Consider the following 20,587-nt stretch of genomic DNA (forward strand, 5'->3'; position numbering starts at 1 on the left):
CGATAACCCCTAAAACTTAGTGAAATTCGAGTAAAATATACAGCTCCCTTTTATCTTCAACACCAATTTAGAATGGGGCACGGTTCCTGTCCCCACGCCCCACTCACAATCCAGCCAATACAAGCCCAATTCATCAAATTACAACTTCCTAGTCAACGGAAATAACACACAATCCTTAATCGTATCGCTGTCCGTCAATACCATCAGCAAACGCTCAATGCCGAATCCCCATCCTGAGATGGGCGGCATCCCGTATTCCATGGCGGTCAGGTATTCCTCATCCATTTCCATCGCTTCTGAATCTCCATTGCTCTTAAGGATGGCTTGTTCCTCTAACCGTTTTCTTTGTTCAATTGGATCGACGAGTTCTGAATACGCATTGATGATTTCGGCCCCGTTCACGACCAGCTGGAATCGGTCGGTAAGGGCAGGGTCTTCGTCATTTGCCCTTGCAAGGGGTGAGAGATCGATTGGATGCTGGATCAGGAATGTGGGTTTGATCAGCTTTGGCCGGCATGTTTTTTTATAAAGCAAATCAATCAAATTTCCTCTTCCTAGAGAATGAATATCGTCATGTTCAAGCTCGATGTTTCTCCTGCGGGTCTCTAGAATCAATTCTTCTGAGGTTGGATAAAGGTTGATATCAATCCCTGTTTCCCGCTGAATCAACTCCCTGAAGGAAACAGCTTCCCACTGCTGGGAAAAATCAATCGCCTGGCTGTTTAAATGAATTGTGGTTGTTCCAAAAGTGTGTTCAAGTACATACAGCACCATCTCACGCATGAGTTTCATCGTGTCTTCATAGTTCCAGAAGGCTGCATATCCCTCGACCATCGTGAACTCTTGAAGATGCTGGGGACTGATTCCTTCATTCCGGAAACATTTTGCGAATTCAAATACTTTGGTAAAACCGCCTGTGATCAGCCTTTTCAAATATGTTTCCGGCGCGATCCGGAGGTTCAGATCTGTATCCAGGGCATTGTGATGAGTCCTGAATGGTTTTGCCAGCGCACCGGAGGAGGTATGCTGCAGGATTGGCGTTTCCACTTCAATGAAATCCTGATCTTCAAAAAATCGTCGAATAGCGCGGACCATCTTGCTTCTGGACAGCATGCGGCTTTGGGTTTCACTGGTCATCATCAGGTCCAGGTAACGCTGCCTGTAACGGACATCTATGTTGCTCAGCCCATGCCATTTATCCGGCAGACTCCTCAACGCTTTGCCGAGGAAAACATAATGCTCGATCCGCAGCGTTTTCTCTCCTGCCCCCGTGGTGTACATGCTTCCTTCCACACCGATAAAATCACCGATGTCCACCAAATTTTGAAAGTGTTCAAACGGACCCTCTCCCACTTCATCCTTCTTGAGTAGAAGCTGCAGACTGCCATGTATATTTGAGATTGTAATGAACACCAGTTTCTTGAAGTTCCTGATTCCCATGATTCTTCCCGCTGCTCTGACTCCTGTTATACCATCTTCAAGCCGAACTGCCTCTGCAAGTTTATGATTAATGGAAAACCTTTCCGGATATACATCTATTCCTTGCATTCTCATCGCTTGTGCCTTTTTCAGTCTGCCTTCTGTCTGCTCGATACTCATACCGTTCACTCCGTTCTTTGGTTTATTATCATATCGAATCTATTTAAAAACAAAAAAACTCCCACCCCCAAGATTCATCATCTTGAGGACGAGAGTATTATGCTCCGTGGTACCACCCCAGTTTATTGATATGTCGCCATACCAACCTCTTCGGGTACGTCAAAATATAAATAGTTGAGTATACCCTATCTCTGTAACGGGAGATCCCGTCGCAGTATCACCAGGGAAACCCTGGATCCGTGCGAAGCTCTGAGCCTTTTTTCATTAAGATCATTATTACTCCATCCCACCAACCGGAGCTCTCTGAAAATAACCGATCCCAACTACTCTTCTCTTCATAGCCGACAGTATTGAAAATTAAGAACATTTTATACTATGTAGTGATAGGAGTCAAGGTCCTCATCTCAAACGTCATTCATTTATCAATAGCAGATCGTGCATGCCTCTTTTCCGCCGCACTCAGGATAAATAGGATAGAAATAAATCCGACAATACCCTGAAAGGCGATCGTCATCCATTTATCCACCGGGATGAAAAGCAATACGATTGGACAAACAAAGATCATTGACAAGCCTATTGTAAAGGCAGCCTTTTCAGGAAGTTCTCTAATCTTATTTATCATTCGGACACCAGGCTTTCTCTCTAGCATCTAAATCACCGCATAACTTAAAAAATATACGTAATACCAAATGCCTGAAGCAATGAAAAACACCAGCAGCAAAAGCTCACCTGCCACTTTAAAATACTGCCTCACCCAGAATCCAAAGGTGAAAACAGTACAAAAAACTATCATTTTCACAATTAAATGATGAATTCCGGTTTCCTGTTGTGACGACCATTTCAGCGGTGAAACCAGTGGCTTAGAAAAGATCTCCAGTGTATTGGCCGTGCTCTTCACGCCACTTTCAAATCCATATGTATTGATCTTAAGGAGCAAATTACCCAATATAAAAAGAAATATAATACCAATCATCCAAAAAAGCAGATTCCCTGTTTGCAAGACTGATTTTTTAAGAGGACTCATGTCTGCCTTACTCGTTCTATTCAGAAGCATTGCCGTCGCCCCTTTAAAGTAAGCGGAAGGCAGCCCTGCCGCCTTCCGCTCCTCTGATATGTGTACCGCAAATCTTATTTGATGCAAGAAAAAGCAAGCACAACCGGAATCCTTTGCCTTCTCACAAATTCTTCTTCACTGCTGAAGTGTTCGAGCATTGGCGTCCCTTCACGCAAATCCTTGACGGTAAAACCGCATGACAACAGCGTCCGAAAATATTGCTCGATCGTCCGGTGATATTTGACCACCACTTGATCGATCCACGGTTCTTTTCTTTCCCCTTCAAGAAAATAATCGTCCACAATCCAGTTCCCGCGTTTGTCACCCGTTTTCTTGCTAACAAACGACGAAGTAGTGAGAGGGTGCTGCACGCTGAACACAAACCGCCCATTTTTCTTCAATGCTTTATGTATGTCTTGAAACAATGTTTCGATGGCCGGAACATAATGGATGGCAAAACGAGATGTGACGATATCGAAAGCTTCCTTCGGATAATGATATGATTCCATGGTCTCGCGGATGATGGTCCCATTTTTACCGGACATATTCAGCCTGGCTGCGGCCGCCATTTGTTCAGAACCCTCCACCCCGGTGTAGGAGGCAGCACCCTTATCCAATAATTCCTTGCCAAAAACGGCATCCCCGCATCCGAGGTCCAGGACTTCTTTATTTTGGACGTTGCTCAAAAGCTCATCGATGATCGGCCCCTCGATTGCATTATTAGGGCTGTCCTTCCGATCCCTTCGTTTCATATAGGTTGAAAAGAAATCTTCCTGATCATACGCACTTGAACCCCTGAATTCCATTTAGCGCAAATCCCCTTTCATCATCAAATAAATTCCTTTCGATAGTTTAACATATTTTTTGTAAAATAATAGAAATATTTTTCGGAAAAGAGCGTACGAAAAAGAGCCGGCCATTCGGGTGGGACAGCTCTTATGAAGCCTTGATCAATTAAACTGACTTTTATCTCTTTTCCCAGCGTTTTTTACATTAAATTCAACTTCTGCTGCTGCATTTACGGCGGCAAAGACCTTGCTGACCTCATGGAAATGAGATTGTGGACCTTGGAAATGATAAATCTTGTGATGAAGCTAGCCAACTTTGGCTCCACCCCGATACACGTGGCGACATTTGACGGCCGGGGATACTCCTTTTGCATTCCTCAGGAAGCCGCTCCACCAGAACCTCATTGCGTCCTGAATACTTCAATCACATGAAAGTACAGTACACCCACCGTTTGGAGCGGAACGGCTGTCTGCTTGGTAATAGGCGTCGTTTTTGTCCCTGTCTCCCGAACAAACTGGCAGTTATCGAGTAGCAGAATGCAAGATACACCACTGGGTATAGAGAGGATGGATATTATGTTTTTGAAAATATATTTCTTTTTTTGATAATAAATGGGTGGTTCTTGATAAGACTGCCATTTTTGATAATAAAAGACATTCAAGCCCCTATAATACCCCGGGTTACAACCCTACTTTTGTCCCTTCAAAGCAATTTTGACATTAAAATAGAATAATTGACTATAATCCAATTAAAAAGATGGTCAATTTTCGTTTGCGGACCCTTTTTTAACGTGGGTCACGGTACCTGTCCCCTCGACCCGTCCTGCTTCACTTTTAACCGCCATCTCACTGAAAGAATGAATGCACTCACGACCAGTGCAGGGAGGATCGAGAGTAGGATGAGGCGGCCAAGGTCTTCCCATTCCGAAAATCCTTGTTCCATGATGTCTTCTGAGTAAAAGAACACCACTGATAAAGGGATAAATAAGAAGGGGAACCTGGACCAAAAATATTGTTTATATTTATTGGACTTCGTTTGGCTCCATTTTCTGTTACTTTTCTCACTTTTCATTACGCCATACTTCCCCTTTGATTTAATGATCCCACTATCACACAAAATCCAATATCCTGATATCAACCATATCAAGATCGCCTATTTCTTCTTTTAAATCCCAAAGCCTTATTTCGGATGTTTCTTCATTCTCGATAAATGGCTGAATTTCTTCAATGACTGTTACATACACGGGATTGTATTTGACGTCCCCATTTTTAGTATTCTTCGATTTTAAAAGACCACTGAACTCCATGTCGGTTATCACTTGCCCCGTTTCTTCATAAAGTTCCCGCATGGCGCATTCCTTTGGGGTTTCAACCCCTTCCCTTCGTCCTGCCGGCAATTCCCACTGCTTACGCCATACGTTATAGCACATGAGAACTTTCCCCCCGTACTTCACTACTGCAAAAGAACCGGCAAGCGGTCTGTATGTACTCATTTCTTCTTCGTTGATGCGCAAAAAATCCATGAATTCGTAACCGTTGTTTTTGAGTTTATTCAATTGGTTTCCTCCATTTAAGTGAATGATCTTATATATGTATTCTTCAAAAAGGGATCATCCCCTTTATTTCACCATGCATGACTGCCGGCCAGCACTATATCCCCCTCTTCTGTAACTCGTTTGTAACTCCACTCCTTTAAGCTTCTACTATCAAGAGAAGGGAGTTGATTCATTTTTATGAAGGTTAAACGGTTGTGTTTGACGATGGTTGCTTTGATGCTAATAAGTGCATGTGTATTGTTTCCGGGTCCGGCGGCGGCAGCAGGTCAGTTTCTTGATGGTTCTTATGGCGCTAAGCCTTATAAGCTCTATGTTCCAAATGGGTATGATGCAAGCAGAAGTTATCCTTTGTATGTCATGCTTCATGGGTGCACTCAGGATGCGAATCAATTTGCCGCAGGCACGCGGATGAACACACTGGCCGATGAAAAAGGGTTTCTGGTCCTTTATCCGGAGCAAACGAGCAGCGCGAATTCAAATAAGTGCTGGAACTGGTTTGAATCCGCCCATCAGGCTCGTGGAAGCGGTGAGCCTGCTGTCATAGCGGGTATGGTGAACAAAGTTAAAAGTTCCTATTCAATCCAGGGAGATGAGGTTTATGCATCGGGGCTTTCAGCAGGTGCTGCGATGAGTGTCATCATGGGGGCCGCGTACCCTGATCTCTTTTCCGGCATTGGTGTCGGTGCCGGTCTGGAATATAAAGCTGCAACCAGTATGACAGGTGCCTTCACCGCGATGTCAAGCGGCGGGCCGAGTCCTGTGCAGCAGGGGAACCTTGCTTACCAGGCAATGAGCAGTCGGGCAAAGATTATGCCTGTCATTGTTTTTCATGGTACATCCGATTACACGGTCTATCCTGTAAACGGGAATCAGGTCATTTCGCAGTGGGCTGCCACCAATGATTTAGCAGAGAACGGAATAGCTGACGGCTGGATCGATGACCAACCCGAACGGACGGTTAACGCCGTTGTATCAGGAGGCAGAAGCTACAACGTCAGTGATTTCGAAGGCTTGGACAGACGTGTGTGGATGAGAAAAGTGACAATACAGGGTATGGGCCACGCCTGGTCCGGCGGGAGTTCACAGGGAAGCTACACCGATCCGCAAGGTCCGGATGCGAGCCGAATGATGTGGGAGTTTTTTGACTCCTTCACTGACAGAGGCGGTGGAGAAAATGACACAACTGCGCCGGTTACTTCGGCCTCTCCCGAAGGAGGCACGTATAACGCACCGGTCCAGGTCACACTTCAAACCAACGAAGAAGCTTCCACCTACTATACTACGGACGGATCAGATCCGACCATTCAATCTGCCTTATACACAGGACCGATCCAAATCACCGATGATACCATTCTCCGTTACTTCAGTCTTGACCCTTCAGGTAATTCAGAGACTATCAAACAGGAAATCTATGTGATCGATGAATCCTCCCCTCCAAGTGAAGGCGTCACGATTTCGTCCATTTCCGCAGAAGACGGTTTCGCCGGACAGTTAACAGCAGATAGCATAGGGACCGGGGACATCAAGGTCGGTGACAAGGGGATGTATAACACGGATACGTACAGAGGAATTCTGTCATTCGATACGAGCCAATTGGGACAGACCGCCATCCAATCGGCCACCATCCGCCTCTACATTAAGTCTGTTGCCGGCACGGTTTCATCTATTTCTGCCGATATAAAAAATGGAACCTTCGGGGCTGCCGGGATTGAGCAAAGCGATTACTCAGCACTTGCCAGTTTGGGTAACGCAGCTGTCTTCCAATCCCCTCCAGCATCCGGTTATATTGATCTCAAGCTGTCAGGTGCTTCTTTGACCCAAATCAATAAAAACGGAAAAACACAATTCAGATTGAAAGCGGTGACCACACCAGGATTTTCTCAAAATCAAATTGAATTTTATGGTGGAGGCAGCGGCGGTCAGTCCCCTATCTTTATCATAAATGATTAATCGGAAACGTTTCTAAACTCTTTATTAAAAAGAAAACGAACAACGGCGGGAAAGCCGGTGTTCGTTCTTCATATCTGAAGACATTTTTTGGTAAATTTTATGTTATTGTAATCATAGAGGATTCAATATAGAGCGAAGGGGATGTTTTGCAAAAACTTACTGGACATGAACCAAATCATGAAGAAAAAAGAGGTGACAAATGAACAACCCCTGGAACAAATTCATCTACAGACTCGGTTCTGGTTTATACGACCAGCTTTTCAATTCCGGGTTATTTCTTAAGGCACGCAAACAGATTTTCAGTGATGGGATATTTAAAGACGAGGGGCAGAAAATTCTTTTTGTAGGGGTTGGTACCGGCGCAGATTTGGAGTTGGTGGATATTGATAAATTTGATATCACGGCTATCGATTACTCAGAGGCGATGCTTCAGAAGGCACGGGAAAAATTCAACCATTCTACTATCGAATTTTTAAAGATGGATGCTCAAGATATGGCCTTTGCTGATGATCAATTTGATTTGGTGGTGGCAAGCCTGATCTTATCGGTTGTTCCTGATGAAAACCGGTGTTTCGGGGAAATCGTACGGGTCTTGAAACCGGATGGCAAAATTGTCATTTTTGATAAGTTCTCTCCAAAAGGGACCAAACTGCCCATCTATAAAAAGCTGCTTAGACCGGTAATTAGAGTGCTGGGCACGGACATTGGGAGGAATTTCGAAAAGCTGGTGGAACCTCACAAGGATTATGTGACAATATTGGAAGACCGCTCGATTCTTTTTAAAGACATGTACAGAAAAATAGTTTTGCTTAAATCATATTTATCAAAATAAACTCAGGGACATGCTCTCTGAGTTTTTTTCTGCTGGTCCACCATCGAGGTCATCCCCTGACATCTAAGATTTCTAATTTCCCATTATAATAGGAATACAAATTCTTATATAGAAAAAAATGTCGAATATGCCTAAAAAAATAATCTTTGTTAAAAGTAGGAGAAAAACAAAGAATCCTTCCTTCCATTTACGCAAAAGCGGAAACGGAAAATAGTAAATATTCTAAATTAACTTACTATTTCCATAATTTTCATTGTCTTATCAAGTTTATTTTACTAGAATTCAAATTAGCTGCCGGAGCTAAAAGAAATAGCTATTTCTCTATTACATTATAAAAAAGGGGAATTGTAATTATGTCGAAGAAAAAATTAGTCAGTTTAGCATTAGGAACATCCCTTGTATTCAGTGCATCCTTTACTGGAACAACATTCGCGCAATCATCTACGGATTCTATCACTTCCAATATGGACATCCATCAAAAACTTATAGATAAAAAAGGTCCGGACTTCCTATCCGGGAAGCTGTCAAAAGGTATTGTAAAGAACGAAAAAGATGTAAAGAAATTCATGAAGGCCAATAAAGAGTTGTTCAAGATCGATCCTCATTCCGAGCTTACCCTCATCGAAAAAACGACGGATGAGCTTGGATCCACCCACTATCGTTTTTCTCAAACGATCAAAGGGGTGCCAATCGACGGGGCAACCTTCATTATTCATACAAATAAAGAGAATGAAGTGACGGGTGCTACCGGGCAGCTATATGACAAAGCAGCCAAAAAGGTAACAAAGACCAAATCCTCCATTTCCAAAAATGCTGCGTCTGACCTTGCATGGAAACATATCAACCTATCAAAAAGCGATACGGTTGTGGATTATCAAAACGTGGCAGGACCTAAGAGCGACATCGAAAATACAACAGTGAAAAATGACCTGGTCATCCATGAGAAAGACGGCGAATTCAACCTTGCCTACAAAGTTCAACTTCAATTCATCAAGCCTTACGGTGCCAACTGGCAGATCTTCGTCGACGCTGAAGACGGCCGGATCCTCGAAGCAGTCAATGCAGTGAGCGATGCGGGAACAACCGGGTATGGATATGGTGTACTTGATGATTACAAATCATTGAACACTTATTATGAAAATGGCACTTATTATCTTTTTGACGTCACAAAACCAATGAACGGAGTCATTGAAACACTAACAGCGAATAACGGCTCCAGTCTTCCAGGTTACTATTCAGTAGACAGCAACAACGCCTGGACAGCCTATTCCCAATCTGCTGACGTAGATGCCCATGCCTACGCGGGTAAAGTGTATGACTATTATAAAAACACACATAACCGCAACAGCTTTGATAATAACGGGGCCACCATCCGCTCCACTGTCCACTACGGCAGCAACTACAACAATGCTTTCTGGAACGGTTCCCAAATGGTATACGGTGACGGCGACGGATCGACCTTCACTTCCCTGTCAGGAGCGTTGGACGTTGTCGCACATGAATTGACCCATGCCGTGACAGAACGTACTGCTGGTCTTCAGTATCAATATCAATCAGGGGCACTGAACGAATCGTTCTCGGATGTATTTGGATACTTCCTCGATCCTGGCGATTACTTGATGGGTGAAGATGTCTACACACCTGGCGTTTCAGGCGATGCCCTTCGCAGCCTGTCAAATCCGACTCAATATGGACAGCCGGCTCATATGAATGACTATGTCAATACATCTTCTGATAATGGCGGCGTTCATACGAACTCAGGTATCCCGAACAAAGCAGCCTACAACACGATCCAACGCATCGGTAAAGCAAAAGCCGAAAAGATCTACTACCGCGCATTGACGGTTTACTTAACGCCGACAAGCAACTTCAGCTACGCACGTGCCGCTCTTCTTCAATCAGCAGCGGACCTGTATGGAACCGGAAGCTCGACTTATAACTCTGTAAAAGCAGCATGGGATGCAGTTGGGGTATACTAATATTAAAAAGCTCCGGGGAATTCCCTGGAGCTTTCTTTGCTTGTAATTGGATAGGCCTCAGAGTCCCTTAACCATTTGTCTTATAGAACCGAGATGATAGGCGGAGTGGGCAATCGCTCCCAACAGCCCATTCGATGTCTGTTCATCCAAGGAGTCAAGTGAATCAACCTTTTTCAGCAATGTTGTGTATTCTTGTTGAAGTTCTTTTTTGAATCTTTCCCAGGTCATGTGATCAACGTCAGTGATTTTCCAGGATGCTCCCCAATCCTTCTCAGGCTCTTCCCCATTTAAATAGGAGTTCGCAACCCACAGGTAATAGCGGGTATGTTCCGTTTGGGCGGCGATTGTCGTTCCGTTAACAGAAATCGATGCTTCATCTGACGAAAGTTTCTCAAGCGTTCCGAATATACCGCTTCCAGGCTTAGATTCTGTGTACCAGCTTCCATTCTCACCAGGTCCCTCAAATGTTTCATTCAACAATGTTTCAACAGCTGCCAACATTGGATTGTTCATCTCTGTACCTCCTGAAATCGTATTTAACCACCAAAACTACTTTAGACGGTTATAGTGTAACCCGGTTGTTTCTAACTGTCAATATGTATTATGATGGTTACAGAAAAGGAGTTTTGAACATGTCAGAAACGAACCCTTATATGATGGTCGGAGAACGACTATGTATGGATTTCATCAATACCGTCAGTTGGCGGGAAAGTGCAGAAAAAAGGCGGGAATGGTTTACGGGTTATGCAGAATTGGTCGACTGGTGCATCCATGCCCGAGTCTTGAACGGACAACAAGCAAAAGCCCTTCTTTTAAAAGCGGAGGAAAAACCGGCTGAAGCCGGGGGTGTTTTGAAGCTGGCAGTTGAGATGCGGGAAGTGATGTATCGCATCTTCAAATCGATTGCGGAGGACACATCGCCGCTTGAGAAAGACCTGGACCGCTTCAATGAATTTGTGAGCAGCTTCTACCGAAAGCTTCAGGTAATCCATGAAAAGGATCAGTTCACAATGAAGTTCGATTACGCCGGGGATAACCTGGATATGATGCTCCCTCCAATCTTCCAGTCTGCCGTAGATTTACTCGTTTCGAAAGACCATCTTGAACGGGTGAAACAATGCGAGGGAGATCCATGTGGATGGTTATTCTTTGATACGAGCCGTAACCGGAGCCGCCGCTGGTGTTCCATGGCCGATTGCGGCAATCGTGCTAAAGCCAGGCGGTTTTATAAGAAGGAAAAGTGATTTGTTAGGTCGTGGGCGGCCTGGCTCCCACAGGTTGGGGCGCGTTGCTGCTGGGACTTGGGACAAATTAATTGGGGGGAAATGACCTCGATAAATAAATTCCCCCCTTTGTATTATTCACTGTGTATTCAAGTTTTTGATAATATAATACTATTTTTGATAATAAATGGTTTAGTTTTGATAATATATCCAAATTTTTGATAATAAGCTGGCCGGTTTTGATAATAGACACGGTCCATGACCAGATAATACCCCCTATAACACTACCAAACCCGTATAGTTAACAGCCAGAAAACCAACTTATGTTAAAAAACACCAAAACCTGCTAAATGGCTTCTTCTATCTCTCTAATAACCACCCATTTTCCATTCTCCAAGTTCCAATTTTCAATCGTAAATAATCGAGCCAGGACTTTTTCATCTCTTACTATCAATTGTTCATAAAATACGACTGCATTTCCTTCATCTCTCAGCCGGATCAATCGATTTTCAAACTTCTTTTCTGCACCCAAGAAATGAGTGACCGATTGTTTCATCCCGCTTATGGCTTCTTCTCTTGTAAAATAAAGTGGCTTTTCATTTCCACTCTTAAAAAATGCTACATAATAATCAGCTGCCATTCTTTCAATTGAGGTGGTGTCACCTGTACTCATGGCATTGGCCCAATCATTGATGAATTCATTATGCATTTTTGTAAAATCATCTAAGAGTTTCTCCATCATTCCCACCTCACTTTCAAATATAAAGATAATATAGAAAAATAGAGTATAAAACCAGAGCGATTTTATACCCTATTACTAATCCTATTTCACGGAATCCAGTTACCCGCAATCCATCAAGCCGATTCTTCAAACCTGACATTCAAAGGTGCATTCAACGTCCTCAATTTTGGATTCACCAGGAAGTAAATCGAGAACACAAGATACCCTGTTCCAGATATGCCCACCAGGAACATCCCTGAAGTCAGTTCACCAATCAATCCGCCCAGGAAGAAACCGAGGGGACTCAGCGAGCCCAGCAGCGATGAAATGAAGGCAAACCCGATGCCGACATGGTTTCTTGGCAAATTGACCTGAATCATCGTCTGTATATAGATGCTTAAGATGCCGATCCCCGCCCATGAGAAGGCGAAGAACAGATACGGCAGGAACCGGGCTTCCCTGACAGCGAAAGCCAGCAGCCAGAATATGCCTGCCCAGACGGCCACAAGGGGCAATATCCGGTTGAGCGGGATCTTTTCCACCTTGCTTGAAAGGACGGTCCCGGTGAGGGTGCCGACGGATATGGCGGTCAGCCAGAATCCATATTCTGCGGATGTATCCGAGATGAGCGGGAGCATGGCGAGTCCCATGGTCGCCACCAGATTCATCCCCATCACTCCGACCATGATGCTTAACAGCCTGCGCTTCGACTTGACGACCCCGAAACCCTCTATGAAATCTTCTTTGTACTGCCGGAAGAAACCTAATGTAGAGACTTCAGATTCCTTCTCAGATTTAGGTACCTTCAGATATACAAGGAATATTAGACCGGTCATCACCAGCAGAAAGCTGTTCGTAATATAAACGACACCAAGTCCGACGAATGCAATCAGAATGCCTGAAACCGCATCACAAATGATATCAAGAGTCTGATAGGAAAAAGAAAAGATGGCGTTCACCTTAGTCAGTTTTTCCTTTGGTGCAAGCCGCTCGATTAATGCACTTTCTGTGGGATATGTACTTTCTGATAAGGAAAGTGCCATGAACATCATCAGAAACAGTACTGGCAGCCAAAGGATGTTGGAGTAATAAAGGATCGAAATGACGCTTACCAGTGCCCCCTGCCCGAACATCGCTGCGTATAGAATGGTCTTTTTTGAAAAACGATCGATCACCGGTCCGTACAGGAATTGTATCGTGACCGGCAGGATCGCCACTGCACTGGTCAATCCAATCAGCAGCGGTGAAGCCGTCAATGATTTCACATACCAAATGGTCGCGATCATATAAAAACTGTCCGCAAAATTCGTTATGATTCTTCCAATCAATAAAATCGTCAACTGTCTATTCATATTTGATCCTCCCAGCATTTTACTAGACGTTATATGTACTAGTAAAAATCAAGGAGGCTTCCAAACACAGACAGCACTCTAATGATCGAATGGGTTGAGATAAATGATTTTAATCATGGTGTGTCTCCTTTCCTTGCTTTACGGGTGATTATATCATGACTATTCTGATAATTAAACCATAATCTTCCAAAATCATTCAATCCATATAAAAGAGCTCCCTGTCAAAAGACAAGGAGCCGTACTCTACTATTTTATTCCGTATCCTTCTTCCACTCATCCTCTTCAATCAACATCTTACCGGGCCATGTATACGCCATGATGCCGCCGTCCGCCTTGATGTCTTCTCCTGTCACATAGGCGCTGTCATCCGATGCCAGGAACAGTGCGACGGCGGCCATGTCGCGCGGACTGCCGAGGCGGCCCATCGGGGTGATCCATCTGTTGGCGTCCCTGAATTTCTGCCCCATCTCGTCCTGCTTGCTTCCGACGAGTTTATCAATAAGCGGGGTTTCGATCGTTCCTGGAGACAGGGAGTTGACCCGGATCCCGTGGCGTGCGTAATCGATTGCCATCGCTTTTGTGAAGTTGATGATGCCGCCTTTTGCTGCGTTATAACCAGAACGGTCAAGGTCGGCTGCATGACCGGACATCGAACCGTTGTTAATGATGCTTCCTCCGTTATCAAGCATAAGCGGGATCAGGTATTTACTGACGAGGAACGTGCCACGCAGGTCGACTGCAATGATTTTATCAAAGAGCTCGACCGGGTATTCATGGACCTTCCCGCCCTGTTCATCCACACCTGCATTGTTGAACAGCACATCGATCTTTCCGTACGTATCCTTCAAATACTCGGCAAACTTCTTCACACTCTCCTCGCTCGATACATCAAGGTGATAGGCTTCTGCCGTTCCGTCTTTAGATTTAATATCTTCAGCCGTCTTCCTCACCTGGAATTCATCCACATCCGCGCAGATGACCACAGCCCCTTCTTCAGCAAAAACATTGGCAGTGGCTTCCCCGATTCCGGTCGCAGCCCCTGTGATCACAGTGATTTTTTGATTGAGTCTTCCCATTTTAAAAGCCTCCTATATAGTTAAGTCATATAGAGGGTTTATCCTGGTTTGTGAAATACTAAACATAAAATCGTCGTTCAGACAGCAATTTATAGGAATGGAGCTGATCCTATACTGTTTTTCTTTCCACCATGAAAGTAACCACGGCAAACAATAGAAAGGCCAGCAGGAGCAAGGTCCCCCCTACTATAAAAAACACAGTGATGAGTGTTTCATTCAGTTGAAATGGATTCAGGTTGTACATCCACATTCCCAACGTCAATCCGAGAGCTCCTGCCATCCCGAAAATGCTGTGAACTGCCACCATCTTCTTATATTTCACCGTATATACCTTGTAGAAAATCCCCCATGCAAAAACGGAAAGCCAGCCGACCAGCAGTATGTGGGCATGAATCGGTTTGAGGGCGTAGTCCATCGCTCCGGCCATATGCGACCCCAAATACGTACCGATGATGCCAAATACAGCCGCAAATCGTATCAATCTCAAACTCCAAACTTGTTCCATTTTTTCTCCTCCATTATCCTTCTTTATATAGCAGGAAGGGTGATCGTGAAGATCGTTCCCGCCCCCGCTTTACTTTTTACATTGATCTTTCCTTGGTGCAGGTCAATGATCTGCTTTACTATAGAGAGACCAAGTCCGGTCCCTCCCTTCTTTCTCGCTGTATCCACACGGTAAAAGCGATCAAAGATCTGGTCCATTTCGTCTTGTGTCATTCCGATTCCGGTATCCTTAAACGTGATTACAAGTTCTTCCTCTTTCTCCTCCAAGCCGATCCAGATGCTGTCTCCTTGACCGCTGTACTTTATGGCATTGGTCATGAGGTTATCCCATACATTCGACATCAGTTCGGCATCGTATTTGAGAATACATGAACCAAGATTGTACGAGACATCGAGCTCTTTTTCCTCAATGAGCCATTGATACCTGCGGATCGCCTGCTTGATTTGTTCGTCCACCCGAACCTTTGAAATTTTCATTGGGTAGGCTTCTTGATCCAAAGACGTTATGATCAATAACTGTTTTGTTAAATGGGATAGCCGTTTTGATTCATCATCAATGATCCCGAGGTACTGATCGCTCTCTTCCTTGGTCACACCCGCCTTAATTAAATCTGCATATCCCTGTATATTCATCAGTGGTGATTGAAAATCATGGGACACATTGCTGATGAAGGATTTACGTGCTTCATCGTTATGCTGTAATTGCCGCTGCATGATGGTGAAGCTTTGTGCCAGCTGACCGATTTCATCCCTGCGGCTGATGTTCAACTCATATTTGAAATTCTCACGAGTCAATTCTTTTGTTGCTTCCGTCAACTGGGTAATGGGCTTGATCAAATGCTTCGCAAACCAAATCATGCCGATGATACTGAATATAGCAACGGCTAAAATGAACCACGCAAGGATCATGTGAATATCAGAGAATAGCAATTTGTTGTTGGGGCGCATGAACAAGGCATACTGCTCTCCATTGGAAGTAAAGGGTACACCGACCGTATTGCGTACATCATTAGAAAAGTGTCCCATCATGAAGGCCTGGCTCGAATCCTCACTCATGCCGTGATAGATTTTCCTTTCATCCATTACCTTTCGGGCTTCACCTGAAAGCTTTTTCTTTGCAAACTCCTCACCGAAAAATCGTTTGTCCCCATCCTCATTGATCACGAGCACTTGATAACCCAGTTTCCCGACTGATTCTAAATATGGAGTGAGGGCAGTCTGGTGGCCGTGCATCCCCTCTATGCTCGCAACGATCTCTTTAGCGATCCCGACGTTTTGATGATCGATCTTTTGCTTGGTGGAGTTCAGGTATATCCAATTGGTCAGAAACAAACCTATTATGACACTGATGCTAAGGATCAAGAGAGTCGCTGCGACAAATTTCCTGTACAGCGTCCTCATTCGATCACCTTTAGCTTATACCCGATCCCTCTGACCGTTTGGATCTCGACACCCGCCTCATATTTCTTTAGACGTTCACGGATCCGGTTAATATGTGTATTTAGGGTTTGTTCGCTTCCTTCATTATCGATTCCCCATATCTGTTCGATCAACAGAGCCCGGGGCGCAATCCGCTGCGCCCGCGATGCAAGAATACTCAGTAATTCAAATTCTTTCAATGGAAAGAGGATCGTCTCTTGACTGATCATCACTTCGAAGTTTTTGCGGTCAAGCACCAAATTCCCTGCCCTAATAACCGTTTCCATTGCCCGCTCCACCCTGCGCAAGACAACGGCAACACGGTATAACAGCTCTTTGACCTCAAAGGGCTTCACAATATAATCTTCCGAACCGGATAAAAAGCCCCGCTCCTTATCATCCAACTGCCCTTTAGCAGTCAAAAGGATGACGGGAATGTCATAAACATCCGATAAAATCCCGGTCAGTTCATATCCATCCATTCCGGGCATCATCACATCAACCACCGCTAAATCGACGGCCATCTTTTCAACGATTTCCAGAGCTTCCTCTGCATCATTCGCCTTCAGTGGTTGATATCCCTTCCGGCTTAAATGAATAGAGACTAGCTTTTGGATATTAACATCATCATCTACAACGAGAATTTTCATACTGACCTCCTATAAGCAAATACGCCGGTTAACCTTCGTATTTCTATTATCCCTTAGTATGAGAGGTTTGATGATCCTTTTCAAATGCCAAAATCACTGCAGGCAGCAGCACACCGCGAACCAGGAAAGTATCCATCAGGATCCCCACTGCCACCATAAAGCCGAAAACGAATAAATCAGCAATCGGCATCGTGGTCAAAGCTGCAAATGTGGCAGCCAGAATGATCCCTGCAGATGAGATGACGCCGCCAGTGTTCATCATCGCAATTTCAAGGCCTTTCCTGACACCGTGCGTTTTTCTTTCTTCCATAAAACGTGATACCAGGATGATGTTATAATCCACACCCAGGGCCACCAGGAAGATAAAGGCATAAACTGGGACGCGTGTACTGATGGCATCAAAACCGAACAACACATCAACAAGGAAAATCCCCAGTCCCAGCGCGGAGACATAAGAAAGCAAAATGGTTCCCACCATATATAAAGGTAATTTTATCGCACGGGTAAGGGCTACCAACAGACCCAGTATGAGTACCGTTTCAAGGATCACAATTGTCACGATATCCCTGTTATTCACGTTACTCTCATCCACAAGCTTGGCCGTGACGCCTGCATAATAAGCCTCTCCATCAACGGAAAGTTCACTGAGCATTTCAGGAGTTGAGCCCACAAGGTCTTCCATGAAGTCGATGGCATCTTTCGAATATGGATTCATAGATAAAGCGACACTGTATTTCACTGCCGTGTTATCCTCCGTTTGCCCTGACTTCCGGACAGATGCGATCTCATCCAGTCTCTCCCATTCGTTCTTGATTTCATCTGCTTTTTCAGGCGTTATAGCCTCATTGCTTTCAATGAGCAGCGTAGTTGGAGCAAGCTCCCCCTTATCAAACTGGAATTCTACAATTTCATACCCTGTCCGTGAAGGTAAATCCTCAGGGAATTTCTTCACGGTATCAAACTCAAACTCAATGTTCATCACATTTAGTGCAGTCACCACCAGGAAAATCCCCGTCAATCCGCCGCTGATCCAAGGTTTACTGACCACAAACCGGGCAACCGACTTCCAAAACGTGTGTTTCAACTCTTCTTCTCCGCCATATTTCGGTACCTTTGGCCAAAACGCCTTACGTCCGAATAAAGTGAATAACGCAGGAACAAGCGTAATCGATGCAAGCATAATGAAGAACATCGCCAGTCCGAAAACCGGAGCAAAGTTCTGATAATCACGGAATTCAGCAAAGAATAAAATCAGCATGGCCGCCATAACGGTTCCCCCTGCAAAAAACACAGGCTCCCCGGTGGCACGCATGGCATTCTTCATGGCAGTATATTTACTCTCCACCTGATAAAGCCCCTCGCGGTAACGCGAGAACACAAATAAGGAATAATCAATGACGGCAGCGAAGAGCAATATACTCATGATCGAAGTCGTCGAATTGTTTATTTCCAAGCCCGCAGCCCCCATCAGGGCCACACACTGATTCACCACCTGATAGACGATGATCGTTGCAAGAAGCGGGATGAATGCAAGCAGCGGTGAACGATAAATGACAATCAAAAGCACCAAAACAATCACAATCGTCGCAAGCAGTAAGACGACATCCGCCTGTTCAAATAGTTTTGTCGCATCCCCGGCGATCCCCGCTGGACCGGTGATGTAAAATTCCATGTCTGCAAAAGAATCCGCAGCCTTATTGCCGACTTCTGACGCCCTGTCATTGATTTCAGAATAGTCCTTGTTTCCAAGTCCTTTCTTAAGTTCCATTGGAACAATCACTGTTGAACCGTCTTCAGAAGTAAATCCTTCCAGCGCCTTCGGTGGAAGCTTACTGATATCAACAATGCGATCAATGCCCTTAATACCTTCATCCTCGATCGCTTCTAAAATCTTATTTACTTCACCTATCTTCACATCACCTGAATCATTGTGAAATACAAGGATCCCGGGAGTTCCCTGCTCATTCGGGAATGACTCTTCAATTTTATTGTCTGCGATAATGGACGCAGCGTCGTCAGGCAGTGATTGAAAATTACTCACTTTATAGTCACCAAGCCTCGGCCCAGCACTCAACCCGACCATCAGCACCAGCCAGGCAATGATCGTAATCCACATCCCCCGCTTCGTCGAAACCCAATCTGTTACGGGATAAAGCCATTTTTTCATTATGATGTTACCTCCTTCATATATGTCGATTCACATTATAAAACTGCAACATAAACTTAATATCAATTTTTGTTTACAGATGGCGTGGCGGCGGGCATACCGGTTCTTTCGATAGCCGGAGACAGGTAACCAGGTTCATTCAGTACCGTTGTACACCTGTCCCGGGAGTTATGTGATTATGCCGATCCTCTCTTGTCCGTCCGCAATGTGTGATTTTTTGGATTTTTTTGGTAAGTGGTGGAATTATTCACAAAATTGAAAGAATAATGTCGTTAATTCGAAGATTAATGATGGAAATTAAAAGATTATTGCCTGAATTTCGAAGATTAATAACCAAAATCGAAAGAATAACCAATTAATTTCCATTTATCAATGCATCAATCCCAATTTAAATCCATCAAAAGTCCTCTTATCAAACCGAAAACCCCAACTCGAGTGTATTCAAACTGAATTTTGCGGCAACGAGTGCCTCGTTAAGAAGATTTTCAAGGTCGGCACCGGTGAAACCAGGGAATTATCTACTCCCCAACGGCCATTAAAATCACTCTACAGGTGACTCCAAATATAACCATCTCTCTTATGCTATAGACCAACTTCCCCAAAATCTTTTGACCATAAAAAAAAGCCCAAACAAATTGGGCTTAAGATCAAGATAATGCATTTTTAATCGACCTGAATAGTTCAGCAATCGCATCCAATAATCCTTTAAAGAAATCGGATACTTTTTGACCAAAGCTTTCGTCATTCACAATATCTTTGATGGTCGTTTGAATATCCTTTGTCAGATCTTCAAGCTGCTGCTGGACGTTGTCGAAGTTGATATCCAGTGACCTGATTTTATCAAACAGATCAATCAACAGCTGACGGTCTTCAGGGCTGAGTTCGATATTCATCGTCTTCAGCTTCTCTTCCACGATTTGTTCCACTTCTTCTTTTGTTGCCGGATCCTGTTCCGCTATTTCCTTTTTTATTTCTGTCAGAAGTTCACTGACCTTTTCTTTATCAATCCCTGCATCCTTCGCTAATTCAGTTGCTACATTCAACTCCTCGTTCGCCACTTCCATGCGTACGGAATCAAGTTGTTCCCCGCTGACATCATATGCCTTATAAATACCAGTCAAAGCAGAGTGTCCGCTTACTTTTACGGGTGAAGCGACTTCGACATCTGCATTTTCAACACCAGCTGTCAATAATGCATTGGCATACATGGATTCGGTCACTTCTGTAATCTGATCCGGAGTCACAATCTCGACATTCAGACCCTGACCTTTTTCCTGCCTTGTAATTTTCGCAGAGGAGAACATACGGGCATTTCTATTTTCTCCCTCAATGTATTTCACAAGGTCATCCCCTGTTACAGTGAATTCCTCAACGTCGGTATTTTCATCGATTCCGAGTTCATCTTGCACGGTCTTTTTTTGCTGTTCCGATAGTGTCTCGCCATATACGACAATCGGCACCCCGAATTTTTCATTGATGCTCTCTTCTTGCTTATTGTTATCTGAAGCCATTGCAGGCTGTACGATTCCAATCACTAATAGAATAGCGAGTACAGAACTAATCAGCTTTTTCATCATTCATTCTCCTTTTTGATGCTTCAATGATTTTTGCTATTAATGCTCTCCATGAAACTTCACTCATTGTACAAGTACTTAACTAACTTTGCATCATCCTCTGGTCTTATTTTTCTACATTGTAATAGACGTTTAATATTGAA

Annotated in this window: 19 protein-coding genes and 1 other annotated feature; of the genes, 4 read left to right on the forward strand and 15 right to left on the reverse strand. The window is 44.2% G+C overall.

All coding sequences use genetic code 11. The features are described 5' to 3' along the window. Nucleotides 1–138: 138 nt before the first annotated feature. From lysS to AS034_RS02810, 6 genes are all read right to left on the reverse strand, one after another. Nucleotides 139–1,599, reverse strand: coding sequence for a lysine--tRNA ligase (gene lysS, locus AS034_RS02785; protein ID WP_058297450.1), 1,461 nt, complete (start codon nucleotides 1,597–1,599; stop codon nucleotides 139–141). A gap of 81 nt (nucleotides 1,600–1,680) precedes the next feature. Then, nucleotides 1,681–1,947: a binding site (T-box leader), on the reverse strand. Nucleotides 1,948–2,014: 67 nt separating this feature from the next. Beyond that, nucleotides 2,015–2,221: a hypothetical protein gene (locus AS034_RS02790; RefSeq protein WP_032088156.1), complete on the reverse strand. Its 207-nt coding sequence runs from the start codon at nucleotides 2,219–2,221 to the stop codon at nucleotides 2,015–2,017. A gap of 27 nt (nucleotides 2,222–2,248) precedes the next feature. Further along, on the reverse strand, nucleotides 2,249–2,653 hold the full coding sequence (locus AS034_RS02795) for a hypothetical protein (RefSeq protein ID WP_141687653.1): 405 nt from the start codon (nucleotides 2,651–2,653) through the stop codon (nucleotides 2,249–2,251). Between the two features lie 74 nt (nucleotides 2,654–2,727). Beyond that, nucleotides 2,728–3,459 (reverse strand): class I SAM-dependent methyltransferase, encoded by a 732-nt coding sequence (locus tag AS034_RS02800; protein WP_058297453.1) that lies wholly within the window; start codon nucleotides 3,457–3,459, stop codon nucleotides 2,728–2,730. Between the two features lie 778 nt (nucleotides 3,460–4,237). Continuing rightward, nucleotides 4,238–4,513: a hypothetical protein gene (locus AS034_RS02805; RefSeq protein WP_058297454.1), complete on the reverse strand. Its 276-nt coding sequence runs from the start codon at nucleotides 4,511–4,513 to the stop codon at nucleotides 4,238–4,240. Between the two features lie 37 nt (nucleotides 4,514–4,550). Continuing rightward, nucleotides 4,551–4,997 (reverse strand): NUDIX domain-containing protein, encoded by a 447-nt coding sequence (locus AS034_RS02810; RefSeq protein ID WP_082641610.1) that lies wholly within the window; start codon nucleotides 4,995–4,997, stop codon nucleotides 4,551–4,553. A gap of 177 nt (nucleotides 4,998–5,174) precedes the next feature. On the opposite strand from AS034_RS02810, the gene AS034_RS02815 reads away from it, so the two are divergent. The 3 genes from AS034_RS02815 (at nucleotide 5,175) to AS034_RS02825 (ending at nucleotide 9,758) form a co-directional block, all read left to right on the forward strand. Beyond that, nucleotides 5,175–6,947, forward strand: coding sequence for an extracellular catalytic domain type 1 short-chain-length polyhydroxyalkanoate depolymerase (locus AS034_RS02815; protein WP_058297455.1), 1,773 nt, complete (start codon nucleotides 5,175–5,177; stop codon nucleotides 6,945–6,947). A 199-nt stretch (nucleotides 6,948–7,146) separates the two neighbouring features. Then, the gene (locus AS034_RS02820) at nucleotides 7,147–7,779 is read left to right on the forward strand and encodes a class I SAM-dependent methyltransferase (RefSeq protein WP_058297456.1); all 633 of its coding nucleotides are present in this window, start codon (nucleotides 7,147–7,149) and stop codon (nucleotides 7,777–7,779) included. A gap of 353 nt (nucleotides 7,780–8,132) precedes the next feature. After that, nucleotides 8,133–9,758: a M4 family metallopeptidase gene (locus tag AS034_RS02825; RefSeq protein ID WP_058297457.1), complete on the forward strand. Its 1,626-nt coding sequence runs from the start codon at nucleotides 8,133–8,135 to the stop codon at nucleotides 9,756–9,758. Between the two features lie 57 nt (nucleotides 9,759–9,815). Here the strand turns inward: AS034_RS02825 and AS034_RS02830 are convergent, their stop codons facing one another. Next, nucleotides 9,816–10,271 carry a hypothetical protein gene (locus AS034_RS02830; RefSeq protein ID WP_058297458.1) on the reverse strand — a complete coding sequence of 152 codons (456 nt, stop codon included), beginning with the start codon at nucleotides 10,269–10,271 and terminating at the stop codon, nucleotides 9,816–9,818. 119 nt (nucleotides 10,272–10,390) lie between these two features. Between AS034_RS02830 and AS034_RS02835 the strand changes: the two genes are divergently transcribed. Next, a complete protein-coding gene (locus tag AS034_RS02835) occupies nucleotides 10,391–11,002 on the forward strand; it encodes a CGNR zinc finger domain-containing protein (protein ID WP_058297459.1) in 612 nt (203 codons plus the stop codon). Between the two features lie 325 nt (nucleotides 11,003–11,327). Here AS034_RS02835 and AS034_RS02840 read toward each other — a convergent pair whose 3' ends face one another. The 8 genes from AS034_RS02840 to AS034_RS02875 form a co-directional block, all read right to left on the reverse strand. Continuing rightward, nucleotides 11,328–11,720, reverse strand: a complete 393-nt coding sequence (locus AS034_RS02840) for a hypothetical protein (RefSeq protein WP_244888123.1) — start codon at nucleotides 11,718–11,720, stop codon at nucleotides 11,328–11,330. Between the two features lie 116 nt (nucleotides 11,721–11,836). Continuing rightward, nucleotides 11,837–13,054, reverse strand: a complete 1,218-nt coding sequence (locus tag AS034_RS02845) for an MFS transporter (RefSeq protein WP_058297461.1) — start codon at nucleotides 13,052–13,054, stop codon at nucleotides 11,837–11,839. 251 nt (nucleotides 13,055–13,305) lie between these two features. Next, nucleotides 13,306–14,130, reverse strand: a complete 825-nt coding sequence (locus AS034_RS02850; RefSeq protein WP_032088146.1) for an SDR family oxidoreductase — start codon at nucleotides 14,128–14,130, stop codon at nucleotides 13,306–13,308. A 109-nt stretch (nucleotides 14,131–14,239) separates the two neighbouring features. Further along, nucleotides 14,240–14,635 carry a hypothetical protein gene (locus AS034_RS02855; RefSeq protein ID WP_058297462.1) on the reverse strand — a complete coding sequence of 132 codons (396 nt, stop codon included), beginning with the start codon at nucleotides 14,633–14,635 and terminating at the stop codon, nucleotides 14,240–14,242. Between the two features lie 23 nt (nucleotides 14,636–14,658). After that, a complete protein-coding gene (locus AS034_RS02860) occupies nucleotides 14,659–16,035 on the reverse strand; it encodes a sensor histidine kinase (RefSeq protein WP_058297463.1) in 1,377 nt (458 codons plus the stop codon). Continuing rightward, nucleotides 16,032–16,703: a response regulator transcription factor gene (locus AS034_RS02865; protein WP_058297464.1), complete on the reverse strand. Its 672-nt coding sequence runs from the start codon at nucleotides 16,701–16,703 to the stop codon at nucleotides 16,032–16,034. Before AS034_RS02865 ends, AS034_RS02860 begins: the two co-directional genes overlap by 4 nt. A gap of 46 nt (nucleotides 16,704–16,749) precedes the next feature. After that, nucleotides 16,750–18,870 (reverse strand): MMPL family transporter, encoded by a 2,121-nt coding sequence (locus AS034_RS02870; RefSeq protein ID WP_058297465.1) that lies wholly within the window; start codon nucleotides 18,868–18,870, stop codon nucleotides 16,750–16,752. A 647-nt stretch (nucleotides 18,871–19,517) separates the two neighbouring features. Beyond that, on the reverse strand, nucleotides 19,518–20,447 hold the full coding sequence (locus AS034_RS02875; RefSeq protein ID WP_082641612.1) for a DUF1002 domain-containing protein: 930 nt from the start codon (nucleotides 20,445–20,447) through the stop codon (nucleotides 19,518–19,520). Nucleotides 20,448–20,587: the final 140 nt, after the last annotated feature.

The organism is [Bacillus] enclensis (genome assembly GCF_001456935.1).
Taxonomy (GTDB): Bacteria; Bacillota; Bacilli; order Bacillales; family Bacillaceae_B; genus Rossellomorea; species Rossellomorea enclensis.